The organism is [Bacillus] selenitireducens MLS10 (assembly GCF_000093085.1).
GTDB classification, from domain to species: Bacteria; Bacillota; Bacilli; order Bacillales; family Salisediminibacteriaceae; genus Salisediminibacterium; species Salisediminibacterium selenitireducens.
The window spans coordinates 2,694,472-2,713,433 of sequence record NC_014219.1 but is presented as its reverse complement, the minus strand read 5'-3'; the positions used below and the strand labels follow the sequence as shown (position 1 = coordinate 2,713,433).

Annotated in this window: 18 protein-coding genes; 11 read left to right on the top strand and 7 right to left on the bottom strand. The window is 48.6% G+C overall.

Features of this window, described 5'->3' with window-relative positions; genetic code table 11:
- Positions 1 to 16: 16 nt before the first annotated feature.
- From BSEL_RS12635 to BSEL_RS12620, 4 genes are all read right to left on the bottom strand, one after another.
- Positions 17 to 568 (bottom strand): DUF3267 domain-containing protein, encoded by a 552-nt coding sequence (locus BSEL_RS12635; RefSeq protein WP_013173411.1) that lies wholly within the window; start codon positions 566 to 568, stop codon positions 17 to 19.
- A 207-nt stretch (positions 569 to 775) separates the two neighbouring features.
- The gene (locus tag BSEL_RS12630) at positions 776 to 1,360 is read right to left on the bottom strand and encodes an HTH-type transcriptional regulator Hpr (RefSeq protein ID WP_013173410.1); all 585 of its coding nucleotides are present in this window, start codon (positions 1,358 to 1,360) and stop codon (positions 776 to 778) included.
- A 325-nt stretch (positions 1,361 to 1,685) separates the two neighbouring features.
- The gene (gene serC, locus BSEL_RS12625; RefSeq protein ID WP_041581952.1) at positions 1,686 to 2,774 is read right to left on the bottom strand and encodes a 3-phosphoserine/phosphohydroxythreonine transaminase; all 1,089 of its coding nucleotides are present in this window, start codon (positions 2,772 to 2,774) and stop codon (positions 1,686 to 1,688) included.
- 89 nt (positions 2,775 to 2,863) lie between these two features.
- Positions 2,864 to 3,295 carry an HIT family protein gene (locus BSEL_RS12620; RefSeq protein ID WP_013173408.1) on the bottom strand — a complete coding sequence of 144 codons (432 nt, stop codon included), beginning with the start codon at positions 3,293 to 3,295 and terminating at the stop codon, positions 2,864 to 2,866.
- Between the two features lie 139 nt (positions 3,296 to 3,434).
- Between BSEL_RS12620 and BSEL_RS12615 the strand changes: the two genes are divergently transcribed.
- Positions 3,435 to 4,181: an ABC transporter ATP-binding protein gene (locus BSEL_RS12615; RefSeq protein ID WP_013173407.1), complete on the top strand. Its 747-nt coding sequence runs from the start codon at positions 3,435 to 3,437 to the stop codon at positions 4,179 to 4,181.
- Entirely contained in the window at positions 4,174 to 5,406 is a 1,233-nt protein-coding gene (locus BSEL_RS12610) for an ABC transporter permease (RefSeq protein WP_013173406.1), read from the top strand. Before BSEL_RS12615 ends, BSEL_RS12610 begins: the two co-directional genes overlap by 8 nt.
- Before the next feature lie 52 nt (positions 5,407 to 5,458).
- Here BSEL_RS12610 and BSEL_RS12605 read toward each other — a convergent pair whose 3' ends face one another.
- Both BSEL_RS12605 and BSEL_RS12600 read right to left on the bottom strand, forming a co-directional pair.
- The gene (locus tag BSEL_RS12605; RefSeq protein WP_013173405.1) at positions 5,459 to 6,652 is read right to left on the bottom strand and encodes an amidohydrolase; all 1,194 of its coding nucleotides are present in this window, start codon (positions 6,650 to 6,652) and stop codon (positions 5,459 to 5,461) included.
- A gap of 75 nt (positions 6,653 to 6,727) precedes the next feature.
- Positions 6,728 to 7,474, bottom strand: coding sequence for a cytochrome c biogenesis CcdA family protein (locus BSEL_RS12600; RefSeq protein WP_013173404.1), 747 nt, complete (start codon positions 7,472 to 7,474; stop codon positions 6,728 to 6,730).
- Between the two features lie 361 nt (positions 7,475 to 7,835).
- Here BSEL_RS12600 and BSEL_RS12595 point away from each other — a divergent pair, with 361 nt between their 5' ends.
- From BSEL_RS12595 to hemY, 4 genes are all read left to right on the top strand, one after another.
- Positions 7,836 to 9,989, top strand: coding sequence for a transglycosylase domain-containing protein (locus tag BSEL_RS12595; RefSeq protein WP_013173403.1), 2,154 nt, complete (start codon positions 7,836 to 7,838; stop codon positions 9,987 to 9,989).
- 183 nt (positions 9,990 to 10,172) lie between these two features.
- Positions 10,173 to 11,216 carry a uroporphyrinogen decarboxylase gene (gene hemE, locus BSEL_RS12590; RefSeq protein ID WP_013173402.1) on the top strand — a complete coding sequence of 348 codons (1,044 nt, stop codon included), beginning with the start codon at positions 10,173 to 10,175 and terminating at the stop codon, positions 11,214 to 11,216.
- Positions 11,217 to 11,219: 3 nt separating this feature from the next.
- On the top strand, positions 11,220 to 12,152 hold the full coding sequence (gene hemH / locus BSEL_RS12585; RefSeq protein WP_013173401.1) for a ferrochelatase: 933 nt from the start codon (positions 11,220 to 11,222) through the stop codon (positions 12,150 to 12,152).
- Positions 12,153 to 12,158: 6 nt separating this feature from the next.
- Complete coding sequence (gene hemY, locus BSEL_RS12580) at positions 12,159 to 13,604, top strand: protoporphyrinogen oxidase (RefSeq protein ID WP_013173400.1); 1,446 nt, start codon at positions 12,159 to 12,161, stop codon at positions 13,602 to 13,604.
- A gap of 85 nt (positions 13,605 to 13,689) precedes the next feature.
- Here the strand turns inward: hemY and BSEL_RS12575 are convergent, their stop codons facing one another.
- Complete coding sequence (locus tag BSEL_RS12575; protein WP_013173399.1) at positions 13,690 to 14,646, bottom strand: agmatinase family protein; 957 nt, start codon at positions 14,644 to 14,646, stop codon at positions 13,690 to 13,692.
- Between the two features lie 172 nt (positions 14,647 to 14,818).
- Between BSEL_RS12575 and BSEL_RS17140 the strand changes: the two genes are divergently transcribed.
- The 5 genes from BSEL_RS17140 to ruvA all read left to right on the top strand — a co-directional run bounded on the left by BSEL_RS17140 (position 14,819) and on the right by ruvA (position 18,930).
- Positions 14,819 to 15,367, top strand: a complete 549-nt coding sequence (locus BSEL_RS17140) for a sporulation initiation phosphotransferase B (RefSeq protein WP_013173398.1) — start codon at positions 14,819 to 14,821, stop codon at positions 15,365 to 15,367.
- Positions 15,368 to 15,380: 13 nt separating this feature from the next.
- Positions 15,381 to 16,661: a GTPase ObgE gene (gene obgE, locus BSEL_RS12565; RefSeq protein WP_013173397.1), complete on the top strand. Its 1,281-nt coding sequence runs from the start codon at positions 15,381 to 15,383 to the stop codon at positions 16,659 to 16,661.
- 132 nt (positions 16,662 to 16,793) lie between these two features.
- The gene (locus BSEL_RS12560) at positions 16,794 to 17,243 is read left to right on the top strand and encodes an ACT domain-containing protein (RefSeq protein WP_013173396.1); all 450 of its coding nucleotides are present in this window, start codon (positions 16,794 to 16,796) and stop codon (positions 17,241 to 17,243) included.
- 47 nt (positions 17,244 to 17,290) lie between these two features.
- Positions 17,291 to 18,190: a prephenate dehydratase gene (pheA, locus tag BSEL_RS12555; RefSeq protein WP_013173395.1), complete on the top strand. Its 900-nt coding sequence runs from the start codon at positions 17,291 to 17,293 to the stop codon at positions 18,188 to 18,190.
- Between the two features lie 113 nt (positions 18,191 to 18,303).
- Positions 18,304 to 18,930 carry a Holliday junction branch migration protein RuvA gene (gene ruvA, locus BSEL_RS12550; RefSeq protein ID WP_013173394.1) on the top strand — a complete coding sequence of 209 codons (627 nt, stop codon included), beginning with the start codon at positions 18,304 to 18,306 and terminating at the stop codon, positions 18,928 to 18,930.
- Positions 18,931 to 18,962: the final 32 nt, after the last annotated feature.

The following is an 18,962-nucleotide window of genomic DNA, read 5'->3' as shown; positions in this document are numbered from 1 at the left end:
TACAAATGAGGAAGCCTTAATTGGCTTCCTCATGTCGGATTGGTCGTAAAATATAAAAACCGTCACGATGCTCTTCGATCAGACACTGCTTCGGGATCATCCAGATCTGCCTGGCGTTCATCATATCAAAGACTGAAAGACCGGCATTGAGTGCAGAAGCGAGGGCGATATAGTGAATGTACTGCGGAAACAGCACTGCGGCTGTAAGGGTTGCAAATGTGATCAAAATCGCAGGCGACAGGGTTGATAAAATACTGACCCGTTTTGAAATTGCGTCTGAGAACGAGTAGTAAAAAAACGGCCATTGCTCTTTACGAATACCACAGCTTGCCCGGATACCGCTGAACCAGAGCGGTATACAGTGAAGAACCAAATGGATAGGGACAATGGCAGCCACAGCAAGGACAAGGACAAATGGTCCGTGGTCAACGAGTGCGGTTTGCGGAAGTAATGTCCGGAACAGGGTATAGAAAATTAGAAAATATGCACCGCTGAACAGTGTTGAAATCAGCAATAACTTTTCTTTTCCGAAATCCCGCTCGACGGAAATGGTTTTTAAACAATTCAACGGTTACACCTCCAGGATTGAAACGGCTGCGTTTCATGCGTTCAAGTAGTTCCGACCCTGTGTCAGATAAATGAACAATACCTATGTAATGTACGCTCTTTCCGCCAATAAATCAACCCTTTTTTGAAAAATGATTTCTTCCCGATTTGAAATGTGCGCAAAACGTCACGAAACACCGGTATAACAACACCGGTGTCCCGTTAATGATCAGGATGTGGAGGCTTCGGAATCCCCTTTTTGCACGGGGATCAGCTGGCCGTTCACTTCTGTGAATCCTTCTTCAAATTTGGAGAGGGATAATTCAAAAATACGAATAAAATCAGGCCCGTATATGTGTTTGACGATGCTCATCAGTTCAGAAAACTCCGGGAACTTGCCGTACAGGTCTTTAATCGGCAAAGATCCGTTATAGACAGCATAAGTCTGATTGTTGTAGCTTTTAAAAGTTTCAAGCAACAGTGACTCGCCGTCGGGGGTTAAATAAATATACGTATTCCGTTTATCGGTGTTGCGTTTGGAGAACGTCAACAATCCGCGTTCCTCCAGTTTTTTGGAGAAGTTGAAAGCAGTGGAAACATGCATCACACCGAATTTGGCAATATCGGTGATCGATGCGCCTTCTAAGTTGTAGGCAATCCACAGGATATGATGCTCATTGATGTTCAATTCAAACGGCTTAATCCAGGCCTGCCAGTCTTTCTCGATGGATTTCCACAGGGCTTTGCTCAGCTGGGCAATTTTGTGGCTGTACATAATGGACTGTTTCATGGAATGCAATTCTTGGTGCTCCATAGTCTCCCTCCAATCAAATATGTCTTTTGAAATAAAAAAATGTGAATTATCTAAAAATTCATTATTTTTTCAGGAAAATGATAAACATATCATAACATAACAGATTGTTTTTTCTCAATAAAGATTCAAAGTTTTCTAAAAAATAATTAAATACGTCTACAGGCCCACTGGAAGTTCATTCCCGTGGGCCTGTGCATAACATACAGAGACTGAAAACCTTGTGATTTCGAGGTTTTCTGCCTGCAATGATCATTATTGAAAGCTAGTGATTCATCGATATCGCTTATTGAATGTACGTGAAATGTGAAGAATTAAACCGTAAGACCTATTGGTTGTCAGAGCGGAAGGCCTTCATGAAGGAGACGAGAGCTTCGACGTGACTGACGGGCACGGCGTTGTAAATAGAGGCTCTGCATCCACCGACGGAGCGGTGTCCGTTCAAGCCGACAAAACCTTTTTCCTTTGCCTGGGCAAGGAATTTCTTTTCAAGTTCTTCCGTCGGCAGGTTAAACGTCACGTTCATAAACGATCGGGCCTCTGTTTCCGCATGCCCCGTATAAAAGCCGTCTGATCCGTCGATTTCATCATACAGCAGTCCTGCTTTATGGGAGGCACGCTCTGTCATGCCTTCAATTGCGCCGTTCTGTTTGATCCAGTCGCAGACGAGACCGGTCATATAAATCGCTGCGGTAGGCGGTGTGTTATAGAGCGAGTTGCTCTTGGCATGCTGCTTATAGGAAAGAGACGGTGACACCTTATCAGACGCCTTCTCGAGCAGGCTGTTGCGGATAATAACAACCGTCACTCCGGACATGCCGGCATTCTTTTGGGCTCCGGCATACGCTAAATCCACCGTGTTCCAGTCGACGGGTTTACTGAGAATATCACTCGACATATCCACAATCACGGGAACGTCGGCATCAGGAAAAGACCTGATCTGGGTGCCGAAGATGGTGTTGTTTGACGTGAAGTGAAGATAAGCCGTATTATTCTGAATGTCCTGCAGCGGAACATCGGGAATCGACTTGTACTGGTTTTCCTTTGTGGTGGCCAGGACGTAGGTCTCTCCGTAAAAATCCGCTTCTTTTTTGGCTTTCTCTGACCAGGATCCGGTCATCACATAGGCGGCTTTTTGATCATCGCCAAGGAAGTTCAGCGCGATCATGGAGAACTGCAAGGAGGCACCGCCCTGTAACAAAAGAATGGAAAAATCATCTGGAACCCTGAGAATGTCTTTCAGGTCACTGATGGTCTGATTATGTACCTGTTCATACAGTGCACTTCGATGGCTGAGTTCCATCAGCCCCATCCCTGATTGTTCGAAATTGAACATGTTTTTCTGCACATGGTCGAGGACCTCTTTTGGCAGAGGGCTCGGTCCGGGATTAAAATTGTACGTGGTCATCGTTGTCATCTCTCCTTCATTATGATAAATATAAAAACTTTTCTGACGATTCAGCGCACAAAAAGCCGGGTATCCCGGCTTTTCAGAGAAGCGGTCTGTCAGGAAAGGTTTTCTTGAATGGCAGTTGCAAGCTTTGCAAGATCTTCACCTGTGTAATCATCGGTATGTGTAACCCATTTTGCATCGAATCCGTCTTCGGAAGAATATCTTGGCAACAGGTGCAGATGATAGTGGAACACGGATTGACCGGCAAACTCACCGTTGTTGTTAAGGATGTTCAGTCCTTTTGGATCAAAGGCCGCCTTTAATGCACCGGATACTTTCGGAACGGCGGCAAACAGGTTTCGTGCCGTTTCTTCCGACAGCTCAAAAATGCTTTCTTCATGCTGTTTTGGAATGACAAGCGTATGACCTTTTGTCACCTGACTGATATCCAGAAAGGCCAAAACATGGTCATCTTCGTACACCTTGGCGCCGGGAATATCGCCTTGAATAATTTTGCAAAAAATACAGTTTTCATTGTGAGACATGGTATCACCCCGTTTTCAGAATGTTTACGCCACTTTCACTATACATTAAATCTTTTTGCTTTTCTTTTCAAGTCCTTCCTGATTCGATATAGTGAAAACAGAACAATTATGTATGAAGTGATGAAGGAGGAAGGCGCAGATGACAGCTTTATTGGAAATAGAGGGCCTGACCGGCGGTTACCAGAAAAACAGACCGGTTCTGCACGATGTCGGTTTCACTGTTCACCCGAATGAAATGGTGGGTCTGATCGGACTCAACGGGGCAGGGAAAAGTACAACCATCAAACATATCCTCGGATTAATGGATCCGCACAGCGGTACGATCAGACTGAATGGAAAATCAGTATCGGAAGATGTGAAGGGGTTCCGGCAAGAACTCGCGTACATACCGGAAATGCCGATGCTGTATGAGGAACTGACGCTGTGGGAGCATCTTGAACTGACCGCAATGGCATACGGGATTAGCGAAAAGGAGATGACGCAGCGTGCTGAAGCTCTTTTGAAGGAATACCGGATGACCAAAATGAAACAATGGTTTCCTTCCCAGTTTTCCAAAGGCATGCGGCAAAAAGTGATGATCATGTGTGCATTCATGGTCGAGCCGCAGCTTTACGTTGCGGATGAACCCTTTGTGGGGCTCGATCCGATTGGCATCAAATCGTTTCTTGATCGGATGGTGGCGCTCCGGGAAGAAGGGTGCGGGATTTTGATGTCCACGCATATTCTCGCCACAGCAGAACGTTACTGTGACCGGTTTATCTTCCTCCATCATGGCCGCATGATTCTGGAAGGTACGCTTGAAGAATTGAGGGAACAGTCGGGGATGCCAGGAGTGGCCCTTGATGATATTTATGTTGAGATGACAAAGGAAGAGCGTCATGCATAGTACCGGGGATCTCTATGACAAAAGGCGTAGTGAGTACTGGCAGAAGGCTATCCGGTATTTAAGGCTTATTGGGAACAGCGGTTTTTTGTTCTCGCTGTATTTGCTGTTCGTCTTTGGCAGTTATTATTATGGCCAGCTTCTGCAGTGGCTGCCGGAATCATTCCCGGCAAAACTGACTGTTGGGGTTGTGCTTGTGTGGTTTGTAACAAGGGGACGTGTCAGAACCTTTATCAGGGAAGCGGATGTGGTGTTTTTGACACCTCTCGAACACCGGATGAAGAAGTATATCCATAAAAGCATTCTGTACAGTTGGCTGATGGAAGCCTTTTACACGGCTCTTGTGATTTTGTTGTTTACCCCATTGATGATGGACCGTTTTGTCGATTCGACAGCGGCCTGGCTGATCATTGTCCTGGCGGCGCTCCTATTGAAAGGGTGGAATCTCCTTGCCGGTTTTGAAGAGCAGCGGTTTCAGGATGACAGGAAAGTCTATCAGCACACGGCTATGCGCGCTGCCGTCAATGCGGTGGTCATCATTGCGTTGTTTGATATGCAGTCGGTGTGGACGATTTTGCTTTCGATGGTTCTGCTTCTAATTGTATACGGGATTTATTTCCGTAAACTGTCGAAGGTGTATTTATTGAAATGGCAACGGCTCGTCGCCATTGAACAGAAAACGACGATGACCTTTTACCGGATCGCAAACAGTTTTACCGATGTACCCGCACTGAAATCAACCGTCAAAAAAAGGCGCGTTGCCGATGTGTTCTTGTCGTTCACGCCATATGGACATGATCATTTCTACCGGTATCTCATGGGAAGAAGTTTTTTCAGGGCAGATGATTATTTTGGCATCTATGTCCGATTGACGGCTGTTGGGGCTGTCTTTACCCTGGCGGTTAATCTTGATTGGGGACAGTGGCTTGTCGGGGGCGCTTTTTCCGTCCTGACTGCCATGCAGATCGCGACTTTGAAGGATCATTACAACACGAAGCAAATGATCGATCTGTACCCGGTGAATAAGGAGAACCGTTTTGATGGGCACAAGTATTGGATGAGGCGCCTCCTCTTGATTCAGGGGTTGATAGTCGGCTCGCTCGTTGCATTCATCACCGCACCTCTTCAGGGGCTGATCGTCTTTATCGTCATGGCGATCTGTTCGTTTTGGCTGTCAGATCTGTATCTCAGAAAAACCTACAATAAACGATATCCGGGCATCGGATAATCGAAAAACCGTGGGGCATCAGCCTTCCACGGTTTTTTTCGTCCTATGGTCGTTATGACGGATCTCTCAGGCCCATCGTTTCGAGGACCAGGTTGCCGAGCATGTCTGCGGATGTGATCATCGCACGTTCATCGATATCAAATTTAGGATGATGGTGCGGATATGCAACGGACCAGTCCGGATGCCTCGCTCCTGTAAAGAAGAAAGCCCCGGGTTTCTCCTGGATATAGTATCCGAAATCTTCCCCTGCCATTTGCGGCGGTACATGGCTGACCGCTTTCACACTTTTGGTTGAAGCAGCAACCTTTCTGACGATTTCTGCGTGCTCCGGATGATTGATCACGGCCGGGTAGCCCGGGATGTACTCGAAGGTGGCGCTCGCTCCGTAGGTTTCCGCGATACCTGTCGTGACGCGTTCCATTTCCGTACGGACGAGCTGTTGGATCTCAGGGTCAAAAGTTCGGACGGTGCCTTCAAGTTCCGCGCTGTCGGCAATCACGTTGAAGGCGTTGATCGCTTCAAAGCGACCTACGCTGATGACAGCGGATGCCATCGGATCGACGGTTCGGCTGACGATGTGATGCAGGGCATCTGTGATCTTGGCACCAATTAACACCGCGTCTCTCGTTGTATGCGGATGGGCACCGTGACCGCCATTCCCCTGTACTTTAATCTTGAAACGGTCCGCTGCCGCCATGGCGGCCTGCTCCTGGTATTCAACGGTACCGACTTCTGAAGTGGACCAGAGGTGTGTGCCATAGACGACGTCGACGCCTTCAAGGCAGCCGGCCTCGATCATGGGCTTCGCTCCGCCTGGGGCCACTTCCTCCGCAAACTGGTGCAGGAAGACGACGTCCCCTTTCAGCTGGTCTTTCATGGCATTTAACGCTTTTGCAAGGACGAGAAGGCTTGCTGTATGGGCATCATGGCCGCATGCGTGCATCTTGCCGTCCACTTTGGAGCGGTATGGGACATCCTTTTCATCATGAATCGGAAGCGCATCAAAATCGGCCCTAAGTGCGATCCTGGGGCCAGGCTGTTTACCTTTCAGAATGGCAACAACCCCGCGCCCTCCGACACCGCTCTGAACGCTGTGCCCGAGCTTCTCATGATAGTCCGCAATGAAGGCAGGTGTATGCTCTTCCTCAAAGGAGAGCTCAGGGTGCTGATGGAGATAGCGCCTGATGTCAACCATCTCATCAAAATGCTGTTGAATGAAATCATGCAATGTTTCCTGATTAGTCATGGACATCCTCCTGTGAACTGTTGTTGTTGACAGTTTACCCGATGCAACGGGCGAATTCAAACGTAGAGGAGCGTCTTAAATGCCGAACGGGACAAACTGGGACAGGTAAGAAGCGATCCGGAAGAAAATTCCTGTGAAGAGCAGGACACCGAGTACAATCATGATGACGCCGCTCGTTTTTTGTAAAGCCGGTAAGAAACGGTTCAGATTGCGCACCTTATCGAGCGATTTTGCATAAATGAGTGAGACAAGCAGGAACGGAATCCCGATCCCCATGGAATAAAACAGAAGCAGAATCATCATGCCCGTCGTATCAGCCCCTGAACCGACACCCAAAGCAAGAATGGAACCGAGGACGAGTCCCACGCACGGAGACCAGCCTGCGGCAAACACGAAGCCGAACAGAATCGACCGACCGAAACTGGTTGTTTTACTCGGGCGGCTCATGGCTTTGTTACTCATGAGAAAATCGAGTGAAAAGACGCCCATCAGCTGAAGGCCAAACAGGATAATGATGATCCCGCCAAGCTGCTGAAGGAGCTGCTGGTAGTTGATAAAGAGTGATCCGATGAGGGACGACGATGCCCCGATGATCATAAAGATCGATGTGAAGCCGATGATAAAACCGATGCTTCTTGAGAAAATCAGTCTCCGTTCTGCCTCAATCTGATTGTCGGCAATATTTGAACCGGTCAGTTGAGCGATATAAGCCGGTACAAGTGGGAAAATACATGGGGATAAAAAAGATACAAGTCCTGCGAAAAGGGCAATCCAGATCGACAGGAAAGTCAGTTCATTGATCATTATTGCAGCAGTATACATGAAAAAACCTCCATTTTGGTTGATGTTCCTTACATCAGTATGTGTTTCAGGATGTTTGATCCATTCTTGTAAGCGGGTCCACGCCACTATAAATATATAGGAAAATAATAACGAAAGAAATGATGTTCACGCTAATTTCACAATTATCACACCGAATGGCGTGTGACATGTTATCATACAGAATTATGCATTCCGTGTTTAATCATAGCGATTTAAAAGGGCCAGTGCAATGATGCAGCTTTGCGTTTCATGGTTTATGTATGATTGGAGTCGGGATTTCGGTATTTGACCAATCCGAAAACCTGTAACTTTTTCTGTGGAAGGTCGTCTTAATAGTGTTAGGCACGGAGGTGGAATAGGTATGCATATGAGAAAATGGAAGAAAAGACTGGTTTTAATCACCGGGATCATCATGTTTACGTTGCTTTTGGCAGCGGGTGGCTATACCGGTGTGATTTTATTTGGCAATTATACGATTGATGAAAAAGATCTTGTGATGAGTGAACTGACGACCCTGGTGGACAGTGACGGAGATACGGTTGCGCATCTGTTTGAAGAGAACCGGGAACTGGTGACTATTGAAGATGTTCCTGACTATGTTCAGGGTGCCTTTATATCCGTTGAAGACCACAGGTTTCATCAGCATACCGGATTTGACCTCCGAGCCATCGGAAGAGCCCTGTACCGCGATATCACGAGCGGCTCGCTTCAGGAAGGCGGCAGTACGATCACCCAGCAGCTCGCGAAAAACATTTTTTTGACGCCGGAGAAATCGTTTCTGCGTAAAACAGAGGAAGTCCTGATAGCCATTAATCTCGAGCGGCGATACACGAAAGACGAAATCCTCGAAATGTATTTGAATCAGATCTATTTTGGACATGGTGCCCATGGCATCCAGGCGGCATCGAAGCTGTACTTTGATAAAGAAGTGAGTGAACTGACAATCGAAGAAGGGGCGCTTTTGGCGGCACTTCCGAAAGGGCCGAATCTTTATTCACCGTTTGTCGATCACGACCGCAGCCTTGAGCGCAGAAACCTCGTCTTGGGCCTGATGAACCGTCACGGATACATTGAATCTGATGAAGCGGTTCGACTTCAGGGAAGGACCCTTCCTGAAGAACAGTCGGCCATTTCGGCAAACCCTGCTTACAGCGTATACGTGGACATGGTACTTGAAGAAGCGGAGCGCCGTTTCGGAATCAGGGAAGAAGAAATCCTTCGCGGAGGCTACACCATTGAGACCGCCATCGATCAGACCCTGCAAGAGTCTTTGTATGAACAGTTTCAGGATGCCGCTCAGTTTCCTGAAAACAGCGGGGAACAGATCGCCCAGGGAAGCGCCGTGTTCCTGGATAACGAAACGGCAGGAGTCAGAGCGGTATCCGGCGGGAGAGACTACGTCAGAAAAGGACTGAACCGTGCGGTGATGCCACGTCAACCTGGCTCTGCGATCAAGCCGGTTGCGGTATTTGCGCCAGCTCTTGAGGAGGGCGTTTTTGAACCGTATTCCCTTCTCGCCGATCAGCCTATCGATTTTGACGGGTATCAGCCCCGCAATATTTCCGGTTCCTATCAGGGGGAAGTGACGCTCTATGATGCGATCGTTGATTCTGTGAATGTGCCGGCAGTCTTTGCCCTTGATGAACTGGGGATCGATCCGGCAAAGCGCTATCTCGAAGAGCAGGATGTATATGTGGATGACAACGGGCTTAGTATTGCGCTTGGCGGCCTTGAAGAAGGGCTCTCACCGCTTCAGATGGCGTCTTTGTACCGGACGCTTGCGGATGACGGCTGGTATAAACAACCGTATCTGATTGAGCGTATCGTCACGTCATCCGGGATCGATATTCTTCCTGGTGACAGTCTGGAGGCCAGACAGGTGTATTCAAGTCAAACGGCATGGTATATGACGAGAATGCTTGAAGCCGCGGTTGATGAAGGAACCGGGAGACATGGTGAATTTGACGGTTCCCTTGCAGGCAAAACAGGGACCAGTTCAGGCAGACGGGATCTCTGGTTTGCCGGTTTTACACCCGAACTCTCCGGTGCCTATTGGATGGGGTTTGACCGTTATGACGAAGAAACGGTGATGAACGATTCGAGCGCACGCTCCGTCATGGCCATGAAAACGGTCCTGTCAGACGCCGGGCATGGGGAGATCGAGCTTGCGTTTACCAAACCTGAAGGTGTATCCGATCTTGAAGAACCGGTCCGTATGATCGCCGTCAATGATCTTGAGGCAGATACGAACTTCAGTTTTACCGGTGCGAACATTCATTTGAGCTGGTCGGCATCGGATGATGAGCGATTGACATACAGGCTTTATGAGCTCAAAGGCAATGGTGATCGGGAACTGGTTGAGGAGTTAAAAGGAGCGGATGAGTACACCATTCGCGGAGTGAATCTGTTTTCGACAAGGACGTATCAGGTTGTCCCTTACAACCCTCAGGTTGGCAGAGAAGGAGAACCGTCGAATACGGTGGAAGCGGGATTCAGCTTCTTTTCACGGCAATAACAGAGAGAACGAAAGGGCATGCGACCAGTCGCGTGCCCTTTTTACAGTTACTTCAGGGATTTGCACCGGTGGCCGGATCTGTCCTGATTCTTTGCTGTACATATGGTGAGAATATCGTGTAAAATTTGAGCTGTGTGTAATTTCAGTGAAAAATCAGAGAGAGAATTAAAATGAGGTGAGAGCTTGTTTAATGATCAGTTTTTAAAATCATGCAGAAAAGAAGCCATTGACCATGTTCCGGTATGGTACATGAGGCAGGCGGGCCGTTCACAGCCTGAATACAGGGAATTGAAGAAGAAATATTCCCTTGAGGGCATTACGGAAGATCCGGAACTGTGCGCATATGTGACGAAGCTGCCGGTGGATCAGTACGACAATGATGCGGCCATTCTGTATAAAGATATTATGACACCGCTTCCGGCCATGGGAGTGGACGTGAAGATCCAAAAGGGAATCGGGCCGGTTATCAGTAACCCGATTACAGGAATGCGCGATGTCGATGCGTTGACGGCGCTGAACCCGGAGAAAGATGTGCCTTATGTATTGGACACGATTAAACTTCTCAGAAAGCAGCTGAACGTTCCTCTGATCAGCTTCAGCGGGGCCCCGTTTACGCTTGCAAGCTATATGATTGAAGGCGGACCTTCAAAGAATTATTATAAGACGAAGGGGTTAATGTACAGTGAGCCCGAGACCTGGTTTAAACTGATGGATACACTAGGCGATATGGTCATTACCTATGTCAAGGCGCAGGTTCAGGCAGGTTCACAGGCCATTCAGATCTTTGACTCCTGGGTGGGGACGCTGAATCAGGCAGACTATCAGTTTTACGTAAAGCCTGTAATGGAGCGTATCTTTAATGAGCTTCAGGGAGAAGGCGTGCCGTTGATTCTGTTTGGGATCGGCGCGAGACATCTGACCCTTGACTGGAACAGTTTTCATTTGGACGTTGTCGGTCTTGACTGGCGTTATCCAATCCATGAAGCGAGAAAAGATGGTGTAACGAAAGCCGTTCAGGGGAATCTTGATCCTACGGTACTCACCGCACCTTGGCGCGTCATTGAAACGAGGGCAAAGGAAATTATTGACCAGGGACTTGAACAGCCCGGTTTTGTCTTTAATCTCGGACACGGCGTCTTTCCGGAAGTGGATCCGGCCAAACTTCGTCAGTTGACGGCTTTCGTGCATGATTACTCCAAAGAAGTATTATCTAAGAGAAATGGGTGATTCGTGATGAAAAAGAAAATGGGATTATTAGTTATGGCTTATGGTACACCGCGAAAAGTAGAGGAGATTGAACCGTTTTATACACATATCCGCCGGGGACGAAAGCCTTCCCAGGAAGCGATTGATGAATTAACCGAGCGCTACGACGCGATTGGCGGGATTTCACCCCTTGCAGGCATTACGACGGATCAGGCCAATGCATTAAAGGATGAGTTGAATCGCAGATATGAGGATGTTGAGTTTTCAGTTTATGAAGGGTTAAAGCATATTGATCCGTTTATCGAAGACGCCGTTCACCAAATGAAAGAGGATGGCATTGAAGAAGCGGTCAGTATCGTACTTGCTCCTCATTATTCGTCATACAGCGTCAAGTCGTACAACGGCAGAGCGAAGGAAGAATCAGAGAAAATCAGCGGGCCGTCCATCACATCCGTTGAGAGCTGGTATGATGAGCCGGGCTTTATTACGTATTGGGCGGATCAGGTCAAAAAGACACGTGAACAGATGACGGAAAAAGAGAAACAGAATCACGTTGTTATTTTTTCTGCGCACAGCTTGCCTGAAAAAATCCTCGCAGGAGGAGATCCCTATCCGGATCAGTTAAAAGAAACAGCGCGATTGATCGCAGAAGAAGCAGGCGTTGAGAATTATGAAATCGGCTGGCAGAGTGAAGGCAATACGCCGGATCCGTGGATTGGTCCTGACGTTCAGGATCTGACTCGTGATCTGCATCACAAACATGCGTACGAAGCCTATATGTTCTGCCCTGTCGGTTTTGTGTCAGATCATCTCGAGGTCTTGTATGACAATGATTATGAGTGTAAAGTGGTGACAGATGAAGTCGGAGCGGGCTACTACCGCCCTGAAATGCCAAACGCCAAGCCGGAGTTCATTGCTTCATTGGCGACGGTCATCGAAAAAACACTTAAAGGATGATCTATTATGACTACTCGCAGGATTGCGGTGATCGGTGGCGGGATCACCGGCCTTTCCGCAGCATTTTATTTGCAAAAAGAGATTGAGGCGGGCAACATTGACGCTCAGTATACCCTCTACGAAGCAAAGGCGGAGCTCGGCGGCCGAATTGAAACCGTGAAAAAGGACGGTTTCACCATCGAAACAGGACCGGATTCTTTTCTTGCAAGAAAGCAGAGTATGACAGAGCTTGCCAAGGATGTCGGAATGGCCGACGACCTTGTTCCGAATGAAGGCGGATCCTTTATCTTAAGCAAAGGACGCCTCCATAAAATGCCGGAAGGCGCGGTGATGGGGATCCCGACAAAATGGGGTCCTTTCATCAGTACCACGTTGTTCAGTCCCGTCGGTAAAGCCAGAGCCGCTTTTGATCTGGTGTTACCTAAAGTCACGAAAGGTGATCAGGACATCTCTCTCGGAGAGTTTTTCAGAAGACGCCTGGGAGATGAGGTCGTGGATCATATGATAGATCCGCTGCTCTCCGGTATTTATGCCGGAAATATTGATGAGATCAGTCTTCATGCGACATTCCCGCATTTTCAGACTCTCGAAGAGAAATACCGCAGTCTCATCATCGGGATGAAAACGTCGATGGCGAAGCGCCAGTCCGCTCCGCAAACCGGAGGCAAGAAAAAACCGGTGGGCATGTTCCTGACGTTTAAAAACGGGCTGTCCTCACTGGTGTCGGCGGTGGAAGATCACCTCGACAAGAATGCGGTCAAAAAAGGGCACACGCTCACCTCACTCACCCGTCTGTCAAGCGGACGTTATGAATTGAGGTTCTCAAACGGCACGACGGATGTTGTCGATGAAGTCATATTGACGACACCCCATCAGCACATTGAGGCACTCTTTAAGGACGAAGGATTCGGTGATGCGTTTACGGATATGCCGTCCACATCAGTTGCAACGGTTGCGATGGCCTTTCCGGCAGATGCGGTCAAGAAGGATATTGACGGAACAGGCTTCGTCGTCTCGAAAAAAGACGATTATGAGATCACGGCCTGCACATGGACCCATAAGAAATGGGTGCATGCTGCTCCAAAAGGATATGCTCTTCTGAGAGCTTATGTCGGAAAGCGCGGCAGTGAAGCCATCGTTTCCGAGTCTGATGAAACCATCAAAGCGGCCGTTCTTCGGGATTTGAACCGGATTATGGATATCGAAGGAGAGCCGCTCTTCTCCATTGTGACCCGATGGGAAGATGCGATGCCTCAGTATACAGTCGGACACCGTGCGCGAACCGCCCACTTCAGGGATGCTTTGCGAGAACGGTATCCTGGCGTCCTTCTTGCAGGTGCAAGTCTCGACGGTATCGGACTGCCGGATTGTATTGATCAGGGCAAGAAAGCCGTTGAATTATTGAAAACCGAACAGGGGCAGGCGGTTACTGCGGCTGCTGTGAAAAACTGACCATATAAAAAAACCTGACCGGGCGAGAAAGCCGGTCAGGTTTTTATCGTTTCTTTATAATCGCGATTATCCAGAGGAAGCAGGTTTACCGGTTTTTCATGGACTGAATATGGCCGGCGAGTGCATATACGGCAACAAATGAAGCGAAGTGGGAGCTGAAATCATTTGTGTCCTGTTGCGGATATACCTCAACGTAGTCCATTCCGGCGACACCGAGTGAGGTAATCTCATGAACGATTTGAAGAAGCTCATACGACGTCAGCCCATTACCGTCAGCCGGACCACCGGGATTAAAGGCGTAGTCGAGGACGTCACTGCAAATACTCAGGTAGACGGCGTCCGTTCCTTTGCTTGCCATCTCATAAGCCTGTCTGGCAATGGTTCGCGGGTGTTCGGCTTCACGAATATCGTTAATGGTCAGCGTCATGGCACCGGAATCCTTGGCGAGTCGGCCGTTTTCCGGTTTGTTCCGCGGTCCGTGTATGCCCATATGAATCAATGCTTCATTGACGACGCCTTCTGTTTCATAAAGACGCGCGAAAGGTGCACCGCGTCCGTACGGATCGCCCATGGACTGTTGGTTGTTGTCATAGTGGGCATCAAGGTGAATGATACCGACTTTCTGATTCCGGGATTCTGTGAGTGCCTTGACAATTGGGTAAGTGATGCCGTGGTCACCACCAAAGATTAACGGGAATTTCCCGGTTTGCCAAACTTCTTCGGCAAAGGTGTATATGGCATCCATCGTTTTAGCGGGCTCGGCCGGGATGACGGAAACGTCTCCTTTGTCACCGAGTTTCAGGTGCTCAAATATATCGATATGATCAAGTTCCGGCAGATAACCGCTGTAGCGGGCGGAATTCAGGCGAATGGCTTTCGGGCCCAGTTCACAGCCTGTATAATCCCCCCATGTCACAGCCCCTTCCCAGGGTACCCCGTACACAATGACATCAGACTGCCCCGTCAACTCAGGCTTTTTTACAAGGTTTGCAGCCCCTAAAAAACAAGGTGTATTGCCGTAGATATAGCGTTCATCTGTCATGATCCTTCAACTCCCTTAACAGAAATAGGTTCGGTTTTGCATGTTCTTATGGTATCATATTTTATATGGCAGAAACCATGCAGTCTTCGGACTGTGTGAGTGATCGTGAAAAAAGTCCGGTAAGCGACCACTCCTTACCGGACAGGTGAAATCAGCGTATTGGAGTGTTACGATGAACAAGCCGCTTGAAACTCTGCAAATATTGAGCCATGCCAGACATGATTGGCTGAACCATATACAGCTTATAGACGGATATCTCAGTCTGAAGCAGCCTGACAAAGCAAGAGAGGTTATTAAACGGGTGATCGCCCAGTCGCAAAACGAAAGTGAAATGATGAAGCTGCAAGCTCCGGCTTTTGCAGAAAAAGTGCTGACGTTTAACTGGTTTCATCATGCATTCAGCCTGTCATTTGAGGCATCTGTGGAAGATATCTGGACCGACAGTGATGCCTTGTTGTGTGCTTGTTTTGATGCATTTACGTCCATGATGGACAGGCACTCACAGTCTGGTGCAGATCAGGATATGGAACTGATGATTCAGGACAGTGTGGACAAGCAGGTCACGTTTCATTTTCAGGGTGTACTGCTAATAAACGATCGGTTTTTAAAGGAAACAGAACAATTTCTGGCGACTTATTCATCAACTGTTGATGAGTGGAGTCTGTCGGAACAGGAGTGTTCATTTGTTCTGAAACCCGAACGAGACGGAACGAATACGTAAGGAGAAGGATATTATGTTTGTAGATCACGTACAGGTGCATGTCAAAGCCGGTGACGGCGGGAACGGCATTGTGGCATTCAGAAGAGAGAAATATGTACCAAATGGAGGCCCTGCCGGCGGCGATGGCGGTCGCGGTGCCGATATCGTTTTTGAAGTGGAAGAAGGACTCCGGACACTGATGGATTTCCGGTATCAGCGTCATTTTAAAGGAGAGCGCGGGGAAAATGGGCGCACGGCAAAGCAGCATGGAAAAAGCCGTGAAGCAAATGTTATTAAGGTCCCGCCGGGCACGACGGTGAAAGATGCCGAGACCGGTGATATTCTTGCCGATTTGACCGTACACGGTCAGAAAGCGACGATCGCACGAGCAGGTCGCGGTGGACGCGGGAATGCCAGGTTCGCGACACCGACAAATCCGGCTCCGGAAATTGCCGAGAACGGCGAACCGGGTGAAGAAAAGACGATTGATCTTGAACTGAAGCTCCTTGCGGATGCAGGTCTTGTCGGATTTCCGAGCGTCGGCAAATCGACGCTTCTGTCGATCGTCTCAAAAGCGAAACCGAAAATTGCCGACTATCATTTTACGACCATCGTTCCAAATCTTGGTGTGGTGGAGACTGACGATCAGCGCAGTTTTGTGCTTGCCGATTTACCGGGACTGATTCAGGGTGCCCATGAAGGAGTGGGGCTCGGTCACCAGTTCCTCAGACATATTGAGCGTACCCGTGTCATCGTCCATGTCATTGATATGAGCGGACTTGAAGGTCGCGATCCTTATGAGGATTTTCTCACGATTAATCAGGAACTCGAAGCATATAACCTGAGACTCATGGAACGTCCTCAGCTCGTCGTAGCGAACAAAATGGATCTCCCGGATGCCGAGGCGCACCTCCAAACGTTCAAAGAACAGGTGGGTGACGACGTTCCGGTCTTCCCGCTTTCTGCAGCGACTAAGGATGGCATCACCGCTCTTCTCAGAGCCATTGCGGATAAAATCGAAGACACGCCGGAGTTCCCGCTTGCTGAAGAGGATGTCGACGAGCGTGTGCTGTATACGTATGCGAAGAAAGAAGCGCCGTTTACGATTGAGAAGGACGACGACGGAGCATTCAGTATCACCGGTCATGAGATCGAGAAGATCTTCCATATGACGGACTTCAACCGCCACGATTCCGTGCAGCGGTTTGCAAGACGGATGCGTCAGCTCGGAATTGACGATGCCCTTCGCGAACGCGGGGCAGAGGATGGTGATACGGTCAGAATCCTCAGCTACGAGTTTGAATTCGTTGAATAAGCAAAATGAAGAGACCTTTCGGGGTCTCTTTTTTGATTGTGCGACGGTTATTAAAATGGAAAACCTGTTGTCATACGTGGAGGGTTCTTCTATAATGATGAGATAGGTTAAATGAGGGTCAGGTGAAGTGACGTGAAAAAGAAAACCGATCAGTTTTATCTGGTTCGAGAAGATATGCTTCCGGATGCCATGCTCAGAACCGTCCAAGTCAAAGAGAGACTTGAACATGACCCTGGGTTACGAATCAATGAAGTGGTTCAAGACATCGGCATCAGCCGGAGTGCTTTTTATAAATACAAAGACGGAATCTTTCCGTTCTCGACGATGGTGAAAGAGAAAATCATTACTCTCTCCGTTCACCTTGAGGATCAGTCAGGCACATTATCGAAACTCTTGTCGTTGATTGCAGAAATTGGTGCAAACGTACTGACGATCAATCAGACGATTCCCTTACAGGGCAAGGCGACGATTACGCTGACGATTGAAACGGCAGCAATGACCGGAGACGTCACGACGCTTGTAGACAAGCTTGAGCGACTCGAACCGGTATTCAGGGTGGAGCTTATCGGCTCCGGCACGTGACTGATAACAAAGAATGAATTCATAACGAAAGAACAGGAGTGTTTGCAGTGGTAAAAACAGCATTTTTAGGCCCGCGCGGATCATTTACGGAAGCAGCTGCAAGGACACTCGTACCCGATGACGAGCTGATTCCGTACAAGACGATCCCTGATTCCATGGACGCCGTAAAGGAAGGTACGGTGACGAGAGCCGTTGTTCCGATGGAAAACGCCATTGAAGGCTCTGTCAATATTACGCTCGACTACTTTATTCATCATCAGCGTCTGAACATGGGGGGCGAAGTCACGGCACCGATTGAACAGCATCTTCTGGTGGCCGGTGGCCAGATGGAACAGCTTGAAGAGATTGAGACGATTTATTCCCATCCTCAGGCCATCGCTCAGTGTCATCAGTTTTTACGCGAGCAGTATCCAAAGGCAGAGATCCAATATATGAACTCCACTGCAGAAGCGGCGAAATACATTGCGGAGAATCCCGATGAGAAAGCTGCGGCCATAGCGAACGTTGTGGCGGCTGAAGCATACGGGCTGTCCTTTGCCGCAAAGTCGATCAATGACTATACGAACAATCAGACGCGCTTTCTCTTACTGACCAACGAGGATCAGGTGTTCAGCGAAGAGGACCTTGGCGATACACCTTATAAGACGACGATGATGATCGGACTTTCATCGGACTTTTCCGGTGCTCTTCATCAGGTACTCGCAGCCTTTGCCTGGCGCAAAATCAATCTGACAAAAATCGAATCGCGCCCGACGAAGACCGGTCTCGGGAATTATTTCTTCATCGTGGATGTGGATAAGAAGTATGATGATGTCCTGCTTCCGGCAGCGTGTGAAGAACTTCGTGCACTCGGCTGTGAGGTTCAGGTGCTCGGCAGCTATCCTTGCTTCACATGGGATGCGATTAAAAAAAACGGTAAACCGAAAAGCATCAAAGAAGTGATCTGAGCATGACGGTGAGGAAGTCAGACTTTCTCGCCGTTTTTGTGTTAAGATAAGAACTGGCGTTTCAGCAGAGAGCTGAAACAGACGATGCAACCGACTTGAAAGAAGTGATGAAGATGATCGAACAGATCAGAGGGACCCTCCTCTATATTGAAACGGAAACGATCACCGTTGATGTGCACGGTGTCGGTTATCTGATCCATTGCGGCAACCCGTACCGGTTTCAGGAATGGATGAATGAAGAACTGACCGTTTTTACGTATCAGCACGTCAGGGAGGACGCGATCAGGCTGTATGGTTTCAGGTTCCGCGAAGAACGGAAGCTCTTTGAGAAAATGCTTCAGGTGTCCGGGATTGGCCCGAAGGGCGCACTGGCCATTGCCACGTCCGGTCATCCGGGAAAAGTGGTCGCGGCTATTGAATCTGAAGACGAGAAGTTCCTGGTGAAATTTCCGGGCGTGGGAAAGAAAACGGCCCGTCAGATGATTCTCGACTTAAAAGGAAAACTTGGCGAGCTTTTACCGGATTTGAACGATCATAACGAAGGTCAGAAACCGGTGAATGCCGTTATGAATGAGCGTGAGCCCGTTTCTGATAATCCGGAACTGGATGAGGCCCTTGAAGCATTGAAGGCCCTTGGCTATGTGGACCGGGAACTGCAGAAAATCAAGCCGGTTCTGTCCGGCGAATCGATGACGACGGATGCTTATATCCGAAGGGCGTTGCAGGAGCTTTTGAAGTAAGTTGGAGAAGGAAATGCAGGGAGTGATGAATG